Raw genomic sequence first — 15266 nt, 5'->3', positions numbered from 1 at the left:
TTTCCAATCAAAATATCCCAAGATTCCCATAAATCGAAATCCCTAAATCCGCTGAACATGTTAACAAATTTGGATTATTGTCAGCTTCGATATAATACATTCTTATTTTTGTGCCATGATTTCCGTTGTGATTTTGGGAACAGGTAATTTGGCCCAGCATTTGTGCCAAGCTTTTAGCAAAACAGATTCCATTCAATTGATTCAGGTTTACGGTAGGAACCAAGGCAATCTGCAGTGGTTTTCCAGCTATACCAAACTATGTTCCGAACCCAAAGACATTGCGAAGGCGGATGTTTACCTTATTGCAGTGAGCGATCAAGCCATTGAGGAAATTTCCCGTCACTTGCTGGACAAAAATGGGATTGTGGCCCACACTTCTGGAGCTACCCCAATGAACGTATTATCTGCTGAAAATCGTGGTGTTTTCTATCCCTTGCAAACCTTTACCAAAGGTAAATCCGTGGATTTTGATTCCATTCCCATTTGTCTGGAAGCTCAAAATGAAGGAAGTTTAGTGGTTTTACAAGACTTGGCTCAGGCCATATCTACCGAAGTCTCTCTTATCAACACAGAACAACGCAGGCAACTTCATCTTGCCGCAGTATTCACCAATAATTTTACCAATTACCTCTATGGAATTGGAGAAGCCATTTGTAAAAGGAACAAGATCTCATTTGATTTGCTAAAACCTCTGATTCAAGAAACGTCAAATAAAATTATATCCCTAACGCCCAAAGAAGCCCAAACAGGCCCGGCGCGTAGGGGTGATGAAAAAAGTATGAACCAACATTTAAGCTTGATGAGCGATCACACCGAACAAGAAATCTATCGCTTATTGAGTGAAGCCATAAAAACCGAATATGAAAAAGAACTATAAGGAACTGCTCCATCAGATTTCCACCTTTGTTTTTGATGTAGATGGAGTTCTAACGGATGGGTCGGTACTCGTGACCTCCAAAGGGGAAATGCTAAGAAAAATGAATGTCAAGGATGGTTATGCACTTAAGACCGCATTGACCAAGGGATACAAGATATGTGTTATCTCCGGCGGTACTAATCCAGGCGTTAAAGAACGACTCAAAGGTTTGGGGGTGACCGACATTTATATGGGAGCCCATCACAAACAAGAACCTTTGGAAGAATTCCTCGACATTTATGATATAGATCCAAATACAGTGCTTTATATGGGGGATGATCTTCCGGATATCCCGCCCATGAAAATGGTTGCCTTGGCTACTTCCCCCCAAAATGCCGTAGTGGAGGTCAAAGCCATATCCGACTACGTATCCCATAAAAATGGTGGCGACGGCTGTGTTCGGGATATCATTGAGCAGGTATTAAAGGTTCGTGGGGATTGGAACGACAATTACAGCGCTAGCAATGATTGAAAACCCGCTTAAGGAAAAACTCAAGGATCATAAATTGATATTGGGTTCAGGTTCCCCAAGACGCAAGAAATTCTTGGAAGACTTGGGATTGGACTTTGAGGTAAGGCCCAAATCGGTGGAAGAAATTTATCCAGAAGAACTGCAGGGCAGTCAGATTTCGGAATTTTTGGCCGTTTTGAAAGCGAAGCCTTTTCAGGGTACTTTGGAGCCCAATGAAATTGTGCTCACTTCGGACACTGTGGTTTGGCATAAGGAAAAGTCCTTGGCCAAGGCACCTAACCAGAAAGAAGCCCTGCACATGTTGCAAACCATGTCTGGAGATTGGCATGAGGTGATTACTTCTGTATGCTTTACCACAGCAAAACAACAAAAGGTGGTTAGTGCTACCACCCAAGTAAAGTTCATGGATTTTAGCGATGAGGAACTCCATTATTACATAGAGCAATGCGAGCCCTTTGACAAAGCCGGGGCTTATGGAATTCAAGAGTGGATTGGTATGGTTGGAATCTCCGAAATCAAAGGTTCCTATACTAATGTTGTGGGCTTGCCTACCCATTTAGTTTACAAAACGTTAATGCAACTGGTTTCCTAAGTATACATTCGTAACTTTAAAGAAATTTACTGCCATGAAAAACGTGTACAAATTTGCTTTTTTAGGGATCTTGAGTGCTGCATTCATCTATTCCTGTGTGGACACCACCAAAGCGTCCAATAAAGAAAATCCCGTGAATGCGGAAACAGCAGTCGTGAAACCCAAAAAACCTAAAAAGAAGTTATCCGAAGATTTTAAATCCTATTGGTATGCTGGCAATGCGGAAATAACTTCGTACAAACTGGAGCAGGCTCGATATGGGGAACTTAGGGACGGAACCGCGGTACTTATTTATGTTACGGAACCCTTTTTACCGGAAAAGCAAGTAAAAGCAGATGGCAATAATCAAGGTAATGTATCGGTTCTGAAGCTCAATGCCACCAAAAACTATCTCACTGGAATCTATCCCTATTCGGTTATGAGCAGCACTTTTTATCCTGTACATGATAATCAGCATGCGATCAAGACCAGTCTTTCCATGCAGGAATGGTGCGGGCATGTATATTCGCAAATTAACAATAGGAATGACTTTGAGTTTACCTCCCACTCTTATTTTGAGTCCGAGGCCGATCAAAACCTCAACTTAGAGAAAAACATCCTGGAAAACGAGATTTGGAACAGGATCAGAATCAACCCCAAAGATTTACCCACTGGCGAATTGAAAATCATCCCTTCCTTGGAATTTGCCCGTCTGCGTCACAAACCCTTAAAGGCCTATGACGCAACTGCCGAAATAAAACAAGTTGATGGCTTGAGCACCTATACTATCAACTATCCAGAATTGGAACGTAGCTTGGCTATTACTTTTACCACAGATTTTCCATATAGCGTTGAAAGTTGGACGGAAACCTTTAAAAGTGGTTTTGGTCCCAAGGCCAAACAGATGACCACCAAGGCCACCAAGTTAAAATCCATCAAAACAGCTTATTGGGGACAAAACAGTAATGATGACATGGTCTTAAGGGATAGTTTAGGTCTATAGAATACCCATTTTTATGCGGTTTATTGCTTGTTAAAGATGTTCTAAATTGCATTTAGGCTGGGGCTAATCTTTCTATATTTGGCGCAACCACCAAAATAATCAGGTATGCAAAAATATTGGGTTGGCTTATTAAGCTTCATTTGCTTTTCCACAGCTTTATTTTCCCAAGCTCCGGATAAACCTTCTTCAACAGAAATTCATCACAAACTTCAGAAACTGAACTTTTTGGGAACTGCCCTTTATGTGGCGGCCCATCCTGATGATGAAAATACCCGACTGATTTCCTATTTGTCCAATCACGATAAAGCGCGCACCGTTTATTTGTCCCTTACTCGGGGCGATGGCGGTCAAAACCTTATTGGCTCCGAACTTCGTGAATTATTGGGTGTTCTTAGAACCCAGGAATTGTTGGCCGCCAGACGGGTTGATGGTGGTGAGCAGTGGTTTACCAGGGCCAACGATTTTGGATACTCCAAACATCCAACAGAAACCCATAGAATTTGGGACAAAGACAAAGTGTTGGGCGATGTGGTCTGGGCCATTCGGAATATTAAACCAGATGTAATCATCAATCGATTTGACCATAGAACCCCAGGAACCACGCACGGGCACCACACCTCCTCAGCTATGCTAAGTGTGGAAGCGTTTGATTTGACCAATGATGCGAATGCCTATCCCGAACAATTGGAATTAACGTCCACTTGGCAGCCCAAACGCGTTTTTTTTAATACCTCATGGTGGTTTTATGGAAGCCGTGAAAATTTTGAAAAAGCAGATAAGTCAAAGATGCTAATGTTGGATACTGGTGTTTATTATCCCGAGCTTGGTTTATCCAATAATGAGATTGCAGCCATGTCCAGTAGCTCCCATTTGTGCCAAGGTTTTGGCAGACTCACTATTAGGGGTTCCCAAGAAGAATATGTTGAACTGTTGAAGGGCGATCTTCCGGGTTCCAATAATTTGTTTGATGGCATCAATACAACTTGGTCCCGCATAAAAGGTGGCAAAGCCATTGGGGACATCTTATATAAAATAGAGGAAAACTTCAATTACTCCAATCCCTCGGTTCACGTTCCCGAATTGGTACAAGCGTACCAACTTTTGCAAGCAGTTGACGATGAGCACTGGAAAAATCTAAAATCCGAGGCCTTAAAGGAACTTATCCTGGACTGTGCTGGATTGTATATGGAAGTGAGTGCGGATTCAGGTTCCACCACCATCGGAGATCAAGCCAAACTCAATATTGAAATTGTGAACCGCAGTGCCCAGCAAATCACACTTCAGGAAGTTTCCATCCTGGAATCCACCGAAAGATTGGAACCCAATCTTGCATTGGGCAATAACAAGAAGGAAACCTTGAGCTTGGATATTTTGGTCAAAGAAAATCTCGGAAATTCAAGTCCCTACTGGTTAACTACTCCTTGGAGCCTTGGGATGTATAAGGTTTCAAACCAACGTACGATTGGTAGAGCTGAAAACCAAAGTGCCTTTACAGCCAATTTCACTTTGGATTTCTCTGGAACTACCATCGATTTCAGAAAACCGGTTGTCCATAGGTATTCAAGACCTGATAAAGGGGAGTTGTATGAGCCTTTTACAGTGCTACCGCAGGTGACCTCAAAAATTTCTGAGGATGTGTTGATCTTCTCGGACGCCAAACCGAGAGATGTCCTGGTCCACGTGCGAGCCGGAAAAGATAACGTATCCGGAACGTTGGAGCTCCAACATCCCGAAGGATGGATGGTTTCTCCAAGAAATGCTTCCTTTTCCATAGAACAAAAAGGACAGGAACAAGCTATTGTTTTTAAAGTAACCCCTCCCGCTGGAGACCATGAGGGAAAAATCAAGGCTGCAGCCCATCTTGAAGGCCAGACTTTTGATAAGGAACTGGTTGAAATCGCATATGACCATGTTCCCAAGCAATCCATCTTACTTCCATCGGAGTCTAAGGTCGTCCGAATGAACATCCAGAAATCAGGAGAGCATATCGGCTATATCATGGGAGCGGGTGACAAAGTACCGGAAAGCTTAAAGCAAATTGGTTATCAAGTCCATACCATAGACCCTAATGACATTCAAAGTGGGTCGTTGGACAAATATGATGCGGTTGTTGTTGGGATTAGGGCCTATAATGTTGTGGAGTCCTTAAAATTTAAGCAACCTATTTTATTTGAATACGTCCAAAATGGCGGTAACATGATTGTTCAATACAACACCGCAGGTAGATGGAGCAAGCAGTTTGAAAACATTGCTCCTTACGACCTCACTCTTTCAAGAGATCGGGTTACGGATGAAAACGCCGCTGTAAGTATAATTGCCAATGATCATTCCTTGGTCAATTTTCCAAATACCATCAAAGAAAGTGATTTTGACGGCTGGGTACAGGAAAGAGGTCTCTACTTCCCAAAAGAGTGGAGTCCTGAGTTCACCCCCGTGCTCTCCATGACGGATGAGGGCGAGGAGGCCAAAGAAGGAAGTCTCTTGGTTGCCCCCTACGGAGAAGGCCATTACATATACACAGGTTTGAGCTTTTTCCGGGAGCTCCCCGCAGGGGTTTCAGGTGCCTACAAACTTTTCGCCAACATGTTGTCCATAGGTAAGAGCGAAGTCAAAACGGATAGCAATGTCAAAGGATAGCATGGAAAATAAATGGGTTTGGAAACGGGAATACTCCATTGTATTGCTGCTCAACTTCATTTACATTTTGATTTTCTACTTCATCATGACCCTTAATACCTAAACCTTAATGGGGATATTAGATTGGATTGTTCTGGGCAGTACGCTGCTTTTTATTGTAGTCTACGGTGTATGGAAAACCCGTGGAAGTAAAAATGTGGAAGACTATGTTCTTGGCGGAAATGATGCCAAATGGTGGACCATAGGATTGTCCGTTATGGCAACCCAAGCAAGTGCCATTACCTTTTTATCCACTCCTGGGCAAGCATTCCATGATGGGATGGGCTTTGTACAGTTCTATTTTGGATTGCCTTTGGCCATGATCGTCATTTGTTTGGTCTTTATTCCCATATATAGAAAACTTAAGGTCTATACCGCTTACGAAATGCTTGAAGGTAGATTTGACCTAAAAACCAGGTCTTTGACCGCCATTTTGTTCTTGGTGCAAAGAGGTTTGGCTGCAGGAATTACCATTTTTGCACCTTCCATCATCTTGTCCGCTGTATTGGGATGGGACTTGAGGACCCTAAACATCATTATTGGTATCCTTGTAATTATCTATACCGTTACGGGAGGAACCAAAGCGGTTAGCGTTACGCAGAAGCAACAGATGTTTATCATTATGGTGGGCATGTTCTTCGCTTTCTTTTTCATTTTAGGTTCCCTCCCCAACGGGGTGTCCTTTGGTGAGGCTTTGAAAATTGCGGGCGCCAATAACAAGCTCCAAATCTTGGATTTTAGTTTGGATACCAACAATAGATACACCTTCTGGAGCGGTATTACGGGGGGATTCTTTCTGGCATTGGCTTACTTTGGAACAGATCAAAGCCAAGTCCAGCGATACCTATCCGGGGAGTCGGTTCGGGAAAGCCAATTAGGACTGATTTTTAACGGTATCTTCAAGATTCCAATGCAATTTTTTATCCTGCTTGTAGGAGCCATGGTTTTTGTTTTTTATCAGTACAATGCTTCCCCGCTTAATTTCAACCCTGCGGCCACAGAAGCGGTAAAAGAGTCAAAATATGCAGCTGATTATGAGCTGTTGGAAGAGGGACATTTGGCCTTGGAGCAAGAAAAGAAAAAAGCCCAAGAAAGCTTCTCCTCTGCCCTAGCACTAAAGGAATACAATGCCATTCAGCAGGCCGAGTTGGATATCATGCAAATTAACCAACAGGAACGAGCCAATCGGGATGCGGCCAAAACCCTTATTGCCCAGGCCGATGATTCTGTTGAAACCAACGACAAGGATTACGTTTTTATCCATTTTATCCTGGATAATTTACCCACGGGGCTTATTGGGCTATTGCTGGCGGTAATTCTTTCAGCGGCCATGTCCTCCACTGCTTCTGAATTGAATGCTTTGGGTACCATTACAGCTTTGGACCTGTATAAACGAAACAACAAGGAGGAAAAAGATGCCAAACATTACGTTTGGGCCACCAAAGGATTCACTTTGCTATGGGGGATAATGGCTATTATCATTGCCTGTGTGGCCAACCTTTTTGACAATCTAATCCAATTGGTAAACATTATCGGCTCTATTTTCTACGGGAACGTATTGGGTATATTCCTTTTGGCCTTCTTTGTGAAGTTTGTTAAGGGTAATTCTGTTTTTGTTGCCGCTATTGTAACACAAATCATAGTAATTATCGGTTGGTATATGGACTGGATGTCCTATCTGTGGTTAAATGCCTTCGGTTGTGGTTTGGTCATTATCTTGGCAATGGTCATAGAGAGTTTTGACGGTTTATTGGGGAAACCTCCAGTCAAGACATAAAAAAACCCACGCAAGCGTGGGTTCAAAATCTTAAGGTAAACTACTAAAGTGCTCCCCATTCCTTTAAGGAATCCTTGTTCATTTTGACATAATCATCATTTCCTGCCTCTTCAGACTTGGCCAATGATTTTTTGGCAGTTTCAATAGCTGCTTTTTTATCTCCAGCCTTGGCATAGATCAATGACTGCTGACGCAATTGCCAGAATCTTGGCTCATCAGTCATGGATATAGCTTTTTCCATCCACTCTTTAGCTTTGTTGATGTCTTTCCCTTCACTGAAGTAGTATACTGCAGAAACATAATAATCACGTGCGCTTGGACCGGCCAAAGTGTTTTCGATGGATTTCATTACGGTAGCATCAGCAGGAACTCCAAAAGGAACGGCTACATAAGTGTTTTCCCAAATAAAACCAAGGTTCGCACTTGTAGTTTTTAGATCATCAATACTGATGGTAAAGGTTTCAACAGCCATGGGCATTTTATAAACGGGAACCGTAGCTTTGGCCACAACCTTGTTATCATCCCAATCTTGCGGAGTACCTCCCCCTTGGGTATCAGTATAAAAGAATACCTCCCAGTTTTCGGCACCAGGTTTTGTGAAAATGGAATAGGTCCCTGCCTTTACTTCCTGCTCGGCAATGGTTACGTCGGTACTAAAACTGATCGTGGTATATGCGTTGGCCCCTGTTCTCCATAATTTATCATAGGGTACCAAATCCCCATAAATGGTTCTTCCCCTCATGGATGGTCTGGAATAATCCACAGTAACATCTGTTAAACCTACTTTTTGCTCAAGTACAGAACTTGGACTTGGTGCAGGAGTGTCTATCTGTGCTTCCATGGAAACCGTTAGGAGTGCTACAAATACAAATAATGCTAATTTTTTCATTTTTAAATAGTGTTTTAGATTCGTTAGTATAACAAAGCTAAATATTAAGGTAGGTAGGGCTTGTTAAGAAATCTATAAAAGAAATCTGACTATTTTATGATAAAGGGTTTCGCAATTCTCCCGCTCCTAAGGTGGAAGGATATGAAGTAAATGGAGGGCTGCAAAAAAGAGGTGTCAATGGAGCCCTGAGGATTGGAGTTGAAATCATGGACCAAAATCCTCTTTCCGCCAACATCAAATATGGCATACCCAAAGAGGTCCGTTCCTTCGTTAAAATTATAGTCAAGGGTCAAAGTGCCCATGGGCTGATACAGGATAAGGTCTTGTTCCCCTTCACCCCCGCTAGGTGATTCAGGATTGGGATCTGGATCTGGAGTTGGTGCTTCAGAAAAAGTCAATGAAAATAGACTGGACGGCACTGAAATGGATGGAATGCGCCTTTTGAATTCTTCGGAACTTAAATAATAGGTATTGTTAAACTGCGTCACCCCCTCTATTTGATTGAAACCTAAATCCAGTGGCGTCTGGGCTATTGTCCCCGAAAAGATAGTAGCTTCTTGGGGTTGTTCCACTTGTACCAAGAACGGCATCAATAGTTGTGAATATCCCACCAAAACGAGCTGCTCTGTGTCAGCATCATAGGTAGCTCCCGTAATCAATCCATCCACTTGATAACTGTCCAAACGGATTGCATTATAGGTTCCTGGGGTGGTGGGAATCCGATAAGCAACAGTACCCAAATCCTTCCATTGTTTGGTAAAGACAATCAGACTGCCATTAAAATTAACCATGGCTTCCGCATCCCAATTGCTAAAAGAATCTGAGGTAAAACTGGTTTGATCCCCATAGGAAAAGTGTATTTCCTCTGCAAACACCGTGTTTGAGGCTAGGTAATCGGACTTTGCAATTCTATAGATTGTCAAATCGGTTCGATCTCCTTTGCTATTTCCAAAATCCCCTATATAGATGTAATTTGAATCCTGGGCCAAGTCTTCCCAATCTATGTTGGTAGCATTGGCCAAGGCTACCGTCCTAACAATCGAACCATCAGCTGGATCAAGTTCATAAAGTGCCGCATCGTTACCGGAATCATTATGGCTAATCAATTTGCCATCAAAATATATAAGTCCGGAAGTCTCGTTGATGGTCCCAGGTAAATCCGCAATCTTCTCAAAACTAATTTGTCCATGTGCTACGGACACCAGCAAGGACGATAAAAGTATTTGATATAAACATTTCATAGCAATCAACCTGTAATTATAGGTTCCAAGTTACAATTTTGGTCTAATAAGCTGTTAATCAATCCAATTATTGTTTTGTTTAACTTTTTTGTTATCATGTTAAACATTTTTAGTATCTTTGATATTATGCAACTACATAGGCTCCACACAAAACAGTTTCTTCCCATCAGCTTGATGGAAGCTTGGGAATTTCTTTCCAATCCTGAAAATCTTAGTACCATTACCCCAGCACACATGGAATTCAAGATTCTTTCAGGTGCTGATAGACCCATGTTTCCAGGTCAAATTATTTCATATACTGTAAGGCCTTTTCCCTTTTTTAAAGTGCGATGGATAACTGAAATTACCCATATGGAACATGGCCATTATTTTGTGGATGAGCAACGCCATGGGCCTTATGCCTTTTGGCATCACAAACATTTTATCAAAGAACACGGGAATGGTGTGATCATGGAAGATGTTGTGGATTACGGTCTGCCTTTTGGCCCTTTTGGTGAATTGTTGCATTTCCTATTTATCAAACGGCAACTGAACCAGATTTTTGAATATCGTAAGCAAAAGCTGGAAAATTTATTCGGTGAACCCCAAACCGACGACCAATTCTTGGTTTTAAAAACTGTTTAGCACTTTAGCCCGAAAGATTTATAGCTAAACCAACCAATTGTTAATTCGGAAAAATGAGTGAGTCCATTGCCATATTTTGGTTTAGGCGTGACCTACGCCTTGTAGACAACACAGGCTTATATCATGCGCTTGAAAGCGGTTTGCGTGTATTGCCCATTTTTATTTTTGACACAGAAATCTTGGATAGGTTACCTAAGGCCGATGCCCGTGTGACCTTCATTCACGACCAATTGCGCCGACTTAATAGTGAGTTGAATAATCATCATAACAGCGCCATAGGCGTTTACCATGGTAAACCCATTGAAGTTTTTGGCGAACTACTCAAAAAATACTCTGTGAGCTCAGTATTCACCAATCATGACTACGAGCCATATGCCATAAAACGGGATCAGGAAATTAAGGACTTACTAAATCGACATCAGGTAGCATTCAAAACCTACAAGGATCAGGTCATTTTTGAAAAGGATGAAATCCTGAATGGGGGTGGACTTCCCTACAAAGTGTATACGCCTTACAAAAAACAATGGATGGCCCTTTTCAATCCATCTGTACATTTAAAAAAGTACGATTCAGACAATTTTCACAAGTTTTATGGATCGGAAGAACTGCCGTTCCTTGATTTGGACGCCCTTGGTTTTGAACGTTCCAAAATACAAGTAGCGGATTTTAATCTGGATGAGGATATAATTAACCACTACGAGGAAACCCGAAACATTCCATCCATGGATAAAGGGACTTCCCGACTTGGACCCCATCTTAGGTTTGGTACCATATCCATTCGAGAGGTAGTTCAAAAAGCCGTAAAGTCGGAAAACAAGACCTTTTTGAGTGAACTTATCTGGCGTGAGTTTTTTATGCAGATTTTATGGCACTTTCCACATACCATCACCCAAGCCTTTAAACCCAAATATGACAATATCTCCTGGCGAAACAACGAAGCCGAGTTTAACCTTTGGAAAACAGGAAAAACTGGGTTTGTTCTGGTTGATGCCGGTATGAGGCAACTGAACACCACAGGATATATGCACAATAGGGTACGGATGGTGGTGGCCAGTTTTCTGTGCAAGCACCTGTTGATTGACTGGCGCTGGGGAGAGGCCTATTTTGCGCTTAAACTATTGGACTATGAATTGGCCAGTAATGTGGGCAATTGGCAATGGGCCGCTGGATCTGGGGTTGATGCCGCTCCCTACTTCCGCATTTTCAATCCCACAAGTCAGCTCAGTAAATTTGATGCCCAAGGAGAATATATCAACAAATGGGTGCCTGAATTTCAGGAACTTAGCTATCCTCCAGAAATGGTGAATCATCAAATGGCCAGGGAGCGTTGTCTAAAAGTCTACAAAGCAGCGGTGGGTTGATGCATTTTCAGTATTTTTAGTTTTCATTTTATCAGCAGAATCATTTCCCCGTCCCAAACTATTTCTGTTGACAAAATCCTACATCAGAGACTAATTCAAATATCTAGATAATGAAACAATTTTCAACCCTCCTACTCCTTGGTTTATTCTCGATGAGTTTGGGAGCACAAAAAATGAACTCCACCAAGAAGGCAATTGTCGCATCGGTGGAAAACCATAAGGAAAATCTTATCAAGCTTAGTGATTCCATTTGGGAATATGCGGAGACGGCCTTTAACGAATCTAAATCCGCAGAGGTACTTGCCTCATATGCCGAAAAAAATGGGCTGAATGTTACCCGCGGTGTGGCGGATATCCCAACGGCCTTTACGGCCACCTATGGTTCTGGTAAACCGGTCATCAGTGTATTGGGTGAATTTGATGCCCTTCCCGGGCTTTCCCAAAAAACAGTTCCAACCAAAGACCCGTTGGAAGATGGGGCACCAGGTCATGGATGCGGACATAACCTATTTGGAGCTGCAAGTTTGGGAGCTGCCATTGCCATCAAGGAACAGATTAAATCCGGTAAGCTCAAAGGAACCGTAAAGTTTATGGGGACTCCGGCCGAAGAGAAATATTTTGCCAAAGTCTGGATGGTAGAAGCTGGGATCTGGGACGATGTGGATGTAAATGTCAGCTGGCACCCGGGAGCCAATACCGAAGCAGATGTGCAAAGCGGATTGTCCTTAATTGATTTTATCGTGGAATTCTATGGTCAGGCTGCCCATGCTTCTGCTGATCCCTGGAACGGACGCAGCGCGTCAGATGCCTTGGAATTGTACACCACTGGAATTAACTTCTACAGGGAACATATACGACCCACTTCCAGAATCCATTATCACATTCAAAATGGTGGTGAGGTGGTAAACGTTGTTCCTGATTATTCAAAATTGTGGGTTCGGGTGCGAGATCCCAAGAGAAAAATTATGTTGCCTACCTACGAGCATGTGAAAAAAATGGCCGAAGGTGCCGCTATCATGGCCAATGTGGATTACAAAATCTCCTTGGTTTCAGGTATCTATGAGATGCTTGTGAATCGTACGGGAGGAGAAATAATGCAAAAAAACTTGGAGTTGTTGGGTCCTATTACCTATACCGATTCAGAAGTTGCCTTTGGTAAAGGCATTCAAAAGGTCACTGGAAAACCTGAGGTGGGAATGGACAGCAAAATTGAACCTTTGAGGGAAACGGAAAAGAATCCCGGTGGGGGTTCTACAGATGTGGCGGATGTCAGTTGGAATGTGCCTAACATCAATCTAAGTGTTACCACAGCTCCAAAGGATACCCCTTGGCACTCTTGGGCCGTTGTGGCCTGTGGAGGAATGAGCATTGGGCATAAAGGGATGATCTACGCCTCCAAAGCTATGGCTATGACCATGGCGGATTTATTTGAAAATCCAAAGTTGGTAGCCAAGGTCAAGGAAGAATTTAAAACCCGAAAAGGGGACGAAGTTTATGAGGCGATGATTGACGGCCCTCCCCCAATTGGAAGTAATTAAACCTAAATGAAAAAACTAACAGTTTTAAGCCTGCTTTTCGCAGGCTTAATGCACTTGCAAGGTCAGGACAACCCCTTATCCATGTTTGACCCCTTAATCGGAAAAACTTGGAGCGCAGAAGGAAACTGGGGCGATGGCTCTGTCTTTAAACAGGACATCACGTATAGATACGATATAAACAACGTACTTGTAATTGCAGAGGCCGATGGGCATACCAACCAAGAACGGACTACCTATGGGCCTAGAAATCATGGCATCCGCAAATACGACAAAGATTCTGGAACAATAAAGTTCTGGGAATTTGATGTTTTTGGGGGAGTTACCGAAGGTACCGTTGTCTCCAAAGGCAAAGATTTAATCTACACCTATGCTTATGGGCAATCTGTAGTGACCGATTATTGGGAATATGTGGATGACAACACCTATAATTATATGGTTGGGAGTTATGAAAATGGCGAGTGGAAACAGATGTATCTAAAAACCCAGTTCAAGGCAGCTCCCAAAGCGGGCTTTGACTTTAAGTTTGACCATAAGGCTATCCCCGTTAAGGACATTGGGGCAATGGGCGATTATTATCGGGACGTTCTAAATCTGGAAGAAATTCCGTTTCCTGGAAACAATCCCAATCGCCGTTGGTTTAGAATCGCAGGCCATACCCAATTACATTTGATTCAGGAAGATTTCAAGGATTTTGAAAGGGACAAGAGCTTGCACCTATGCCTGTCTACCCAAAAATTGGAAGACCTCATAACGCATTTAAATGAAAAAGAAGTGCCCTTTTATGACTGGAAGGGAAAAGAGGGACGCATTAGCGATCATCGTACGGATGGCGTTCTTCAAATATACATCCAAGACCCTGAGGGCTATTGGATTGAAATCAATGACGCAAAACATGATTAAATTTAGGTCAGAAATTTAATCAGATGTCAGTTCGAGCGGAGTCGAGAACTAATCCTAGCTGTCTTCTTGAACGCAAGTGAAAGATCTCAGCAACAACAAAATAAAAAAGCTATGCCAGATCCTATATTACAAACTTTCCCCTTGGGCTTCCCTTGGCAGACCCAAGACCCATTTTTATTCTGCGTGTACCACTTGGATCATTACCCAAAGGGTAACGGAGAATTGGGCCCGGATCCAAAACTGTTGGAAGGCCGTAACATCGGTAATGATTTTACCACTAAAGATGGATGGCGTATGTACCACGGGCAGACCATTCCAGGTTTTCCGTACCACCCCCATCGCGGATTTGAGACCATCACCATAGTCAACAAAGGCTTCTGCGATCATTCCGACTCCCTAGGTGCAGCTGGCCGCTTTGGTCAAGGCGATGTGCAGTGGATGACGGCAGGCCGAGGCGTGCAACATTCCGAAATGTTCCCTTTGCTCAACACCGACAAGGACAATCCACTGGAGTTGTTCCAAATCTGGTTGAACCTGCCCAAGGCCGATAAGTTTGTGGAACCTCATTTTAAAATGCTCTGGCACGAAGATATTCCCGTAATTGATGAGGACAACGCCCAAATAAAGGTGATTGCGGGAAATTACAAGGGCACCCAGGCCAATGACCCCGCTCCTAATTCATGGGCGGCCAAAAACGAGCATCAAGTGGCCATTTGGAACATTCATGTGGATGCTAAAACGGAATATACCTTGCCTAAAATTAGCTCCTTGGCCACACGGACATTGTATTTTTATGAAGGTTCCGAAATTTATATTGGTGACCGAAAGGTGAATCCCAATTTTGGAATTGCATTAGATCCATTTCAAGAAGTGACCATCAAAATCGGTTCTGAAAAAGCCCATTTTTTAATGCTACAAGGGCAACCTATAGATGAGCCCGTGGCCAAGTATGGCCCCTTTGTAATGAACACCGAAGAGGAGATCCAACAGGCCATGGAAGAATACCGTCTGACCCAGTTTGGTGGCTGGCCTTGGCCCTACCCCGATAATGTGCATGATCAGGATAAAGGACGGTTTGCGCAATATCCAGATGGAAGTTTGGTGGAGAAAGATTAATTCCACTTGGGTGAGTTTCGTGCAGCAGGGTTTGTTTTTGACTTGCAATTTCGCAATTGCGCCTTTTGTCACTTCGAGCGCAGTCGAGAAGCAATTAAATCTTGGCTTTTTCAAGTAGGTCTCGACTGCGCTCGACCTGACAGCACTTAAGTACTTGTTTTATTACAATAGACATAAATTTA

Annotated in this window: 13 protein-coding genes; 11 read left to right on the top strand and 2 right to left on the bottom strand. The window is 42.9% G+C overall.

Annotated elements, in window-relative coordinates; translation table 11 throughout:
• Window positions 1-115 precede the first annotated feature (115 nt).
• The 6 genes from ACOOE0_RS13380 (at window position 116) to ACOOE0_RS13355 (ending at window position 7415) form a co-directional block, all read left to right on the top strand.
• Complete coding sequence (locus ACOOE0_RS13380) at window positions 116-877, top strand: Rossmann-like and DUF2520 domain-containing protein (RefSeq protein ID WP_420399406.1); 762 nt, start codon at window positions 116-118, stop codon at window positions 875-877.
• Window positions 861-1388 (top strand): KdsC family phosphatase, encoded by a 528-nt coding sequence (locus tag ACOOE0_RS13375; protein ID WP_420399405.1) that lies wholly within the window; start codon window positions 861-863, stop codon window positions 1386-1388. Before ACOOE0_RS13380 ends, ACOOE0_RS13375 begins: the two co-directional genes overlap by 17 nt.
• Window positions 1381-1980 carry a Maf family nucleotide pyrophosphatase gene (locus tag ACOOE0_RS13370; RefSeq protein ID WP_420399404.1) on the top strand — a complete coding sequence of 200 codons (600 nt, stop codon included), beginning with the start codon at window positions 1381-1383 and terminating at the stop codon, window positions 1978-1980. The genes ACOOE0_RS13375 and ACOOE0_RS13370 overlap by 8 nt, the downstream gene beginning before the upstream one ends.
• A gap of 34 nt (window positions 1981-2014) precedes the next feature.
• The gene (locus ACOOE0_RS13365; protein ID WP_420399403.1) at window positions 2015-2962 is read left to right on the top strand and encodes a septum formation inhibitor Maf; all 948 of its coding nucleotides are present in this window, start codon (window positions 2015-2017) and stop codon (window positions 2960-2962) included.
• Window positions 2963-3067: 105 nt separating this feature from the next.
• Entirely contained in the window at window positions 3068-5599 is a 2532-nt protein-coding gene (locus ACOOE0_RS13360; RefSeq protein WP_420399402.1) for a PIG-L family deacetylase, read from the top strand.
• A 109-nt stretch (window positions 5600-5708) separates the two neighbouring features.
• The gene (locus ACOOE0_RS13355) at window positions 5709-7415 is read left to right on the top strand and encodes a sodium:solute symporter (protein WP_420399401.1); all 1707 of its coding nucleotides are present in this window, start codon (window positions 5709-5711) and stop codon (window positions 7413-7415) included.
• A gap of 43 nt (window positions 7416-7458) precedes the next feature.
• Here ACOOE0_RS13355 and ACOOE0_RS13350 read toward each other — a convergent pair whose 3' ends face one another.
• Window positions 7459-8304 carry a DUF2911 domain-containing protein gene (locus ACOOE0_RS13350; RefSeq protein ID WP_420399400.1) on the bottom strand — a complete coding sequence of 282 codons (846 nt, stop codon included), beginning with the start codon at window positions 8302-8304 and terminating at the stop codon, window positions 7459-7461.
• An 89-nt stretch (window positions 8305-8393) separates the two neighbouring features.
• Window positions 8394-9545, bottom strand: coding sequence for a T9SS C-terminal target domain-containing protein (locus ACOOE0_RS13345; protein ID WP_420399399.1), 1152 nt, complete (start codon window positions 9543-9545; stop codon window positions 8394-8396).
• A 126-nt stretch (window positions 9546-9671) separates the two neighbouring features.
• Between ACOOE0_RS13345 and ACOOE0_RS13340 the strand changes: the two genes are divergently transcribed.
• The 5 genes from ACOOE0_RS13340 to ACOOE0_RS13320 all read left to right on the top strand — a co-directional run bounded on the left by ACOOE0_RS13340 (window position 9672) and on the right by ACOOE0_RS13320 (window position 15084).
• Window positions 9672-10169, top strand: a complete 498-nt coding sequence (locus tag ACOOE0_RS13340; protein ID WP_420399398.1) for an SRPBCC family protein — start codon at window positions 9672-9674, stop codon at window positions 10167-10169.
• A gap of 53 nt (window positions 10170-10222) precedes the next feature.
• Entirely contained in the window at window positions 10223-11530 is a 1308-nt protein-coding gene (locus tag ACOOE0_RS13335; RefSeq protein WP_420399397.1) for a cryptochrome/photolyase family protein, read from the top strand.
• A 110-nt stretch (window positions 11531-11640) separates the two neighbouring features.
• A complete protein-coding gene (locus ACOOE0_RS13330; protein WP_420399396.1) occupies window positions 11641-13068 on the top strand; it encodes an amidohydrolase in 1428 nt (475 codons plus the stop codon).
• A gap of 6 nt (window positions 13069-13074) precedes the next feature.
• The gene (locus tag ACOOE0_RS13325; protein WP_420399395.1) at window positions 13075-13968 is read left to right on the top strand and encodes a VOC family protein; all 894 of its coding nucleotides are present in this window, start codon (window positions 13075-13077) and stop codon (window positions 13966-13968) included.
• Between the two features lie 111 nt (window positions 13969-14079).
• Window positions 14080-15084 (top strand): pirin family protein, encoded by a 1005-nt coding sequence (locus ACOOE0_RS13320; protein WP_420399394.1) that lies wholly within the window; start codon window positions 14080-14082, stop codon window positions 15082-15084.
• Window positions 15085-15266 lie beyond the last annotated feature (182 nt).

Source organism: Flagellimonas sp., assembly GCF_965215805.1.
Lineage (GTDB): Bacteria > Bacteroidota > Bacteroidia > Flavobacteriales > Flavobacteriaceae > Flagellimonas.
Note: the sequence above shows the minus strand (reverse complement) of the source record. Positions and strands in the feature narration are given on the sequence as shown.

Excerpts from the sequence above, each read along its gene's own strand:
- ACOOE0_RS13355 (WP_420399401.1), top strand. The coding sequence starts at position 5,709 with ATGGGGATATTAGATTGGATTGTTCTGGGCAGTACGCTGCTTTTTATT.
- ACOOE0_RS13360 (WP_420399402.1), top strand. The coding sequence starts at position 3,068 with ATGCAAAAATATTGGGTTGGCTTATTAAGCTTCATTTGCTTTTCCACA.
- ACOOE0_RS13345 (WP_420399399.1), bottom strand. The coding sequence starts at position 9,545 with ATGAAATGTTTATATCAAATACTTTTATCGTCCTTGCTGGTGTCCGTA.
- ACOOE0_RS13365 (WP_420399403.1), top strand. The coding sequence starts at position 2,015 with ATGAAAAACGTGTACAAATTTGCTTTTTTAGGGATCTTGAGTGCTGCA.
- ACOOE0_RS13340 (WP_420399398.1), top strand. The coding sequence starts at position 9,672 with ATGCAACTACATAGGCTCCACACAAAACAGTTTCTTCCCATCAGCTTG.
- ACOOE0_RS13335 (WP_420399397.1), top strand. The coding sequence starts at position 10,223 with ATGAGTGAGTCCATTGCCATATTTTGGTTTAGGCGTGACCTACGCCTT.
- ACOOE0_RS13330 (WP_420399396.1), top strand. The coding sequence starts at position 11,641 with ATGAAACAATTTTCAACCCTCCTACTCCTTGGTTTATTCTCGATGAGT.
- ACOOE0_RS13370 (WP_420399404.1), top strand. The coding sequence starts at position 1,381 with ATGATTGAAAACCCGCTTAAGGAAAAACTCAAGGATCATAAATTGATA.
- ACOOE0_RS13375 (WP_420399405.1), top strand. The coding sequence starts at position 861 with ATGAAAAAGAACTATAAGGAACTGCTCCATCAGATTTCCACCTTTGTT.
- ACOOE0_RS13350 (WP_420399400.1), bottom strand. The coding sequence starts at position 8,304 with ATGAAAAAATTAGCATTATTTGTATTTGTAGCACTCCTAACGGTTTCC.
- ACOOE0_RS13325 (WP_420399395.1), top strand. The coding sequence starts at position 13,075 with ATGAAAAAACTAACAGTTTTAAGCCTGCTTTTCGCAGGCTTAATGCAC.
- ACOOE0_RS13320 (WP_420399394.1), top strand. The coding sequence starts at position 14,080 with ATGCCAGATCCTATATTACAAACTTTCCCCTTGGGCTTCCCTTGGCAG.
- ACOOE0_RS13380 (WP_420399406.1), top strand. The coding sequence starts at position 116 with ATGATTTCCGTTGTGATTTTGGGAACAGGTAATTTGGCCCAGCATTTG.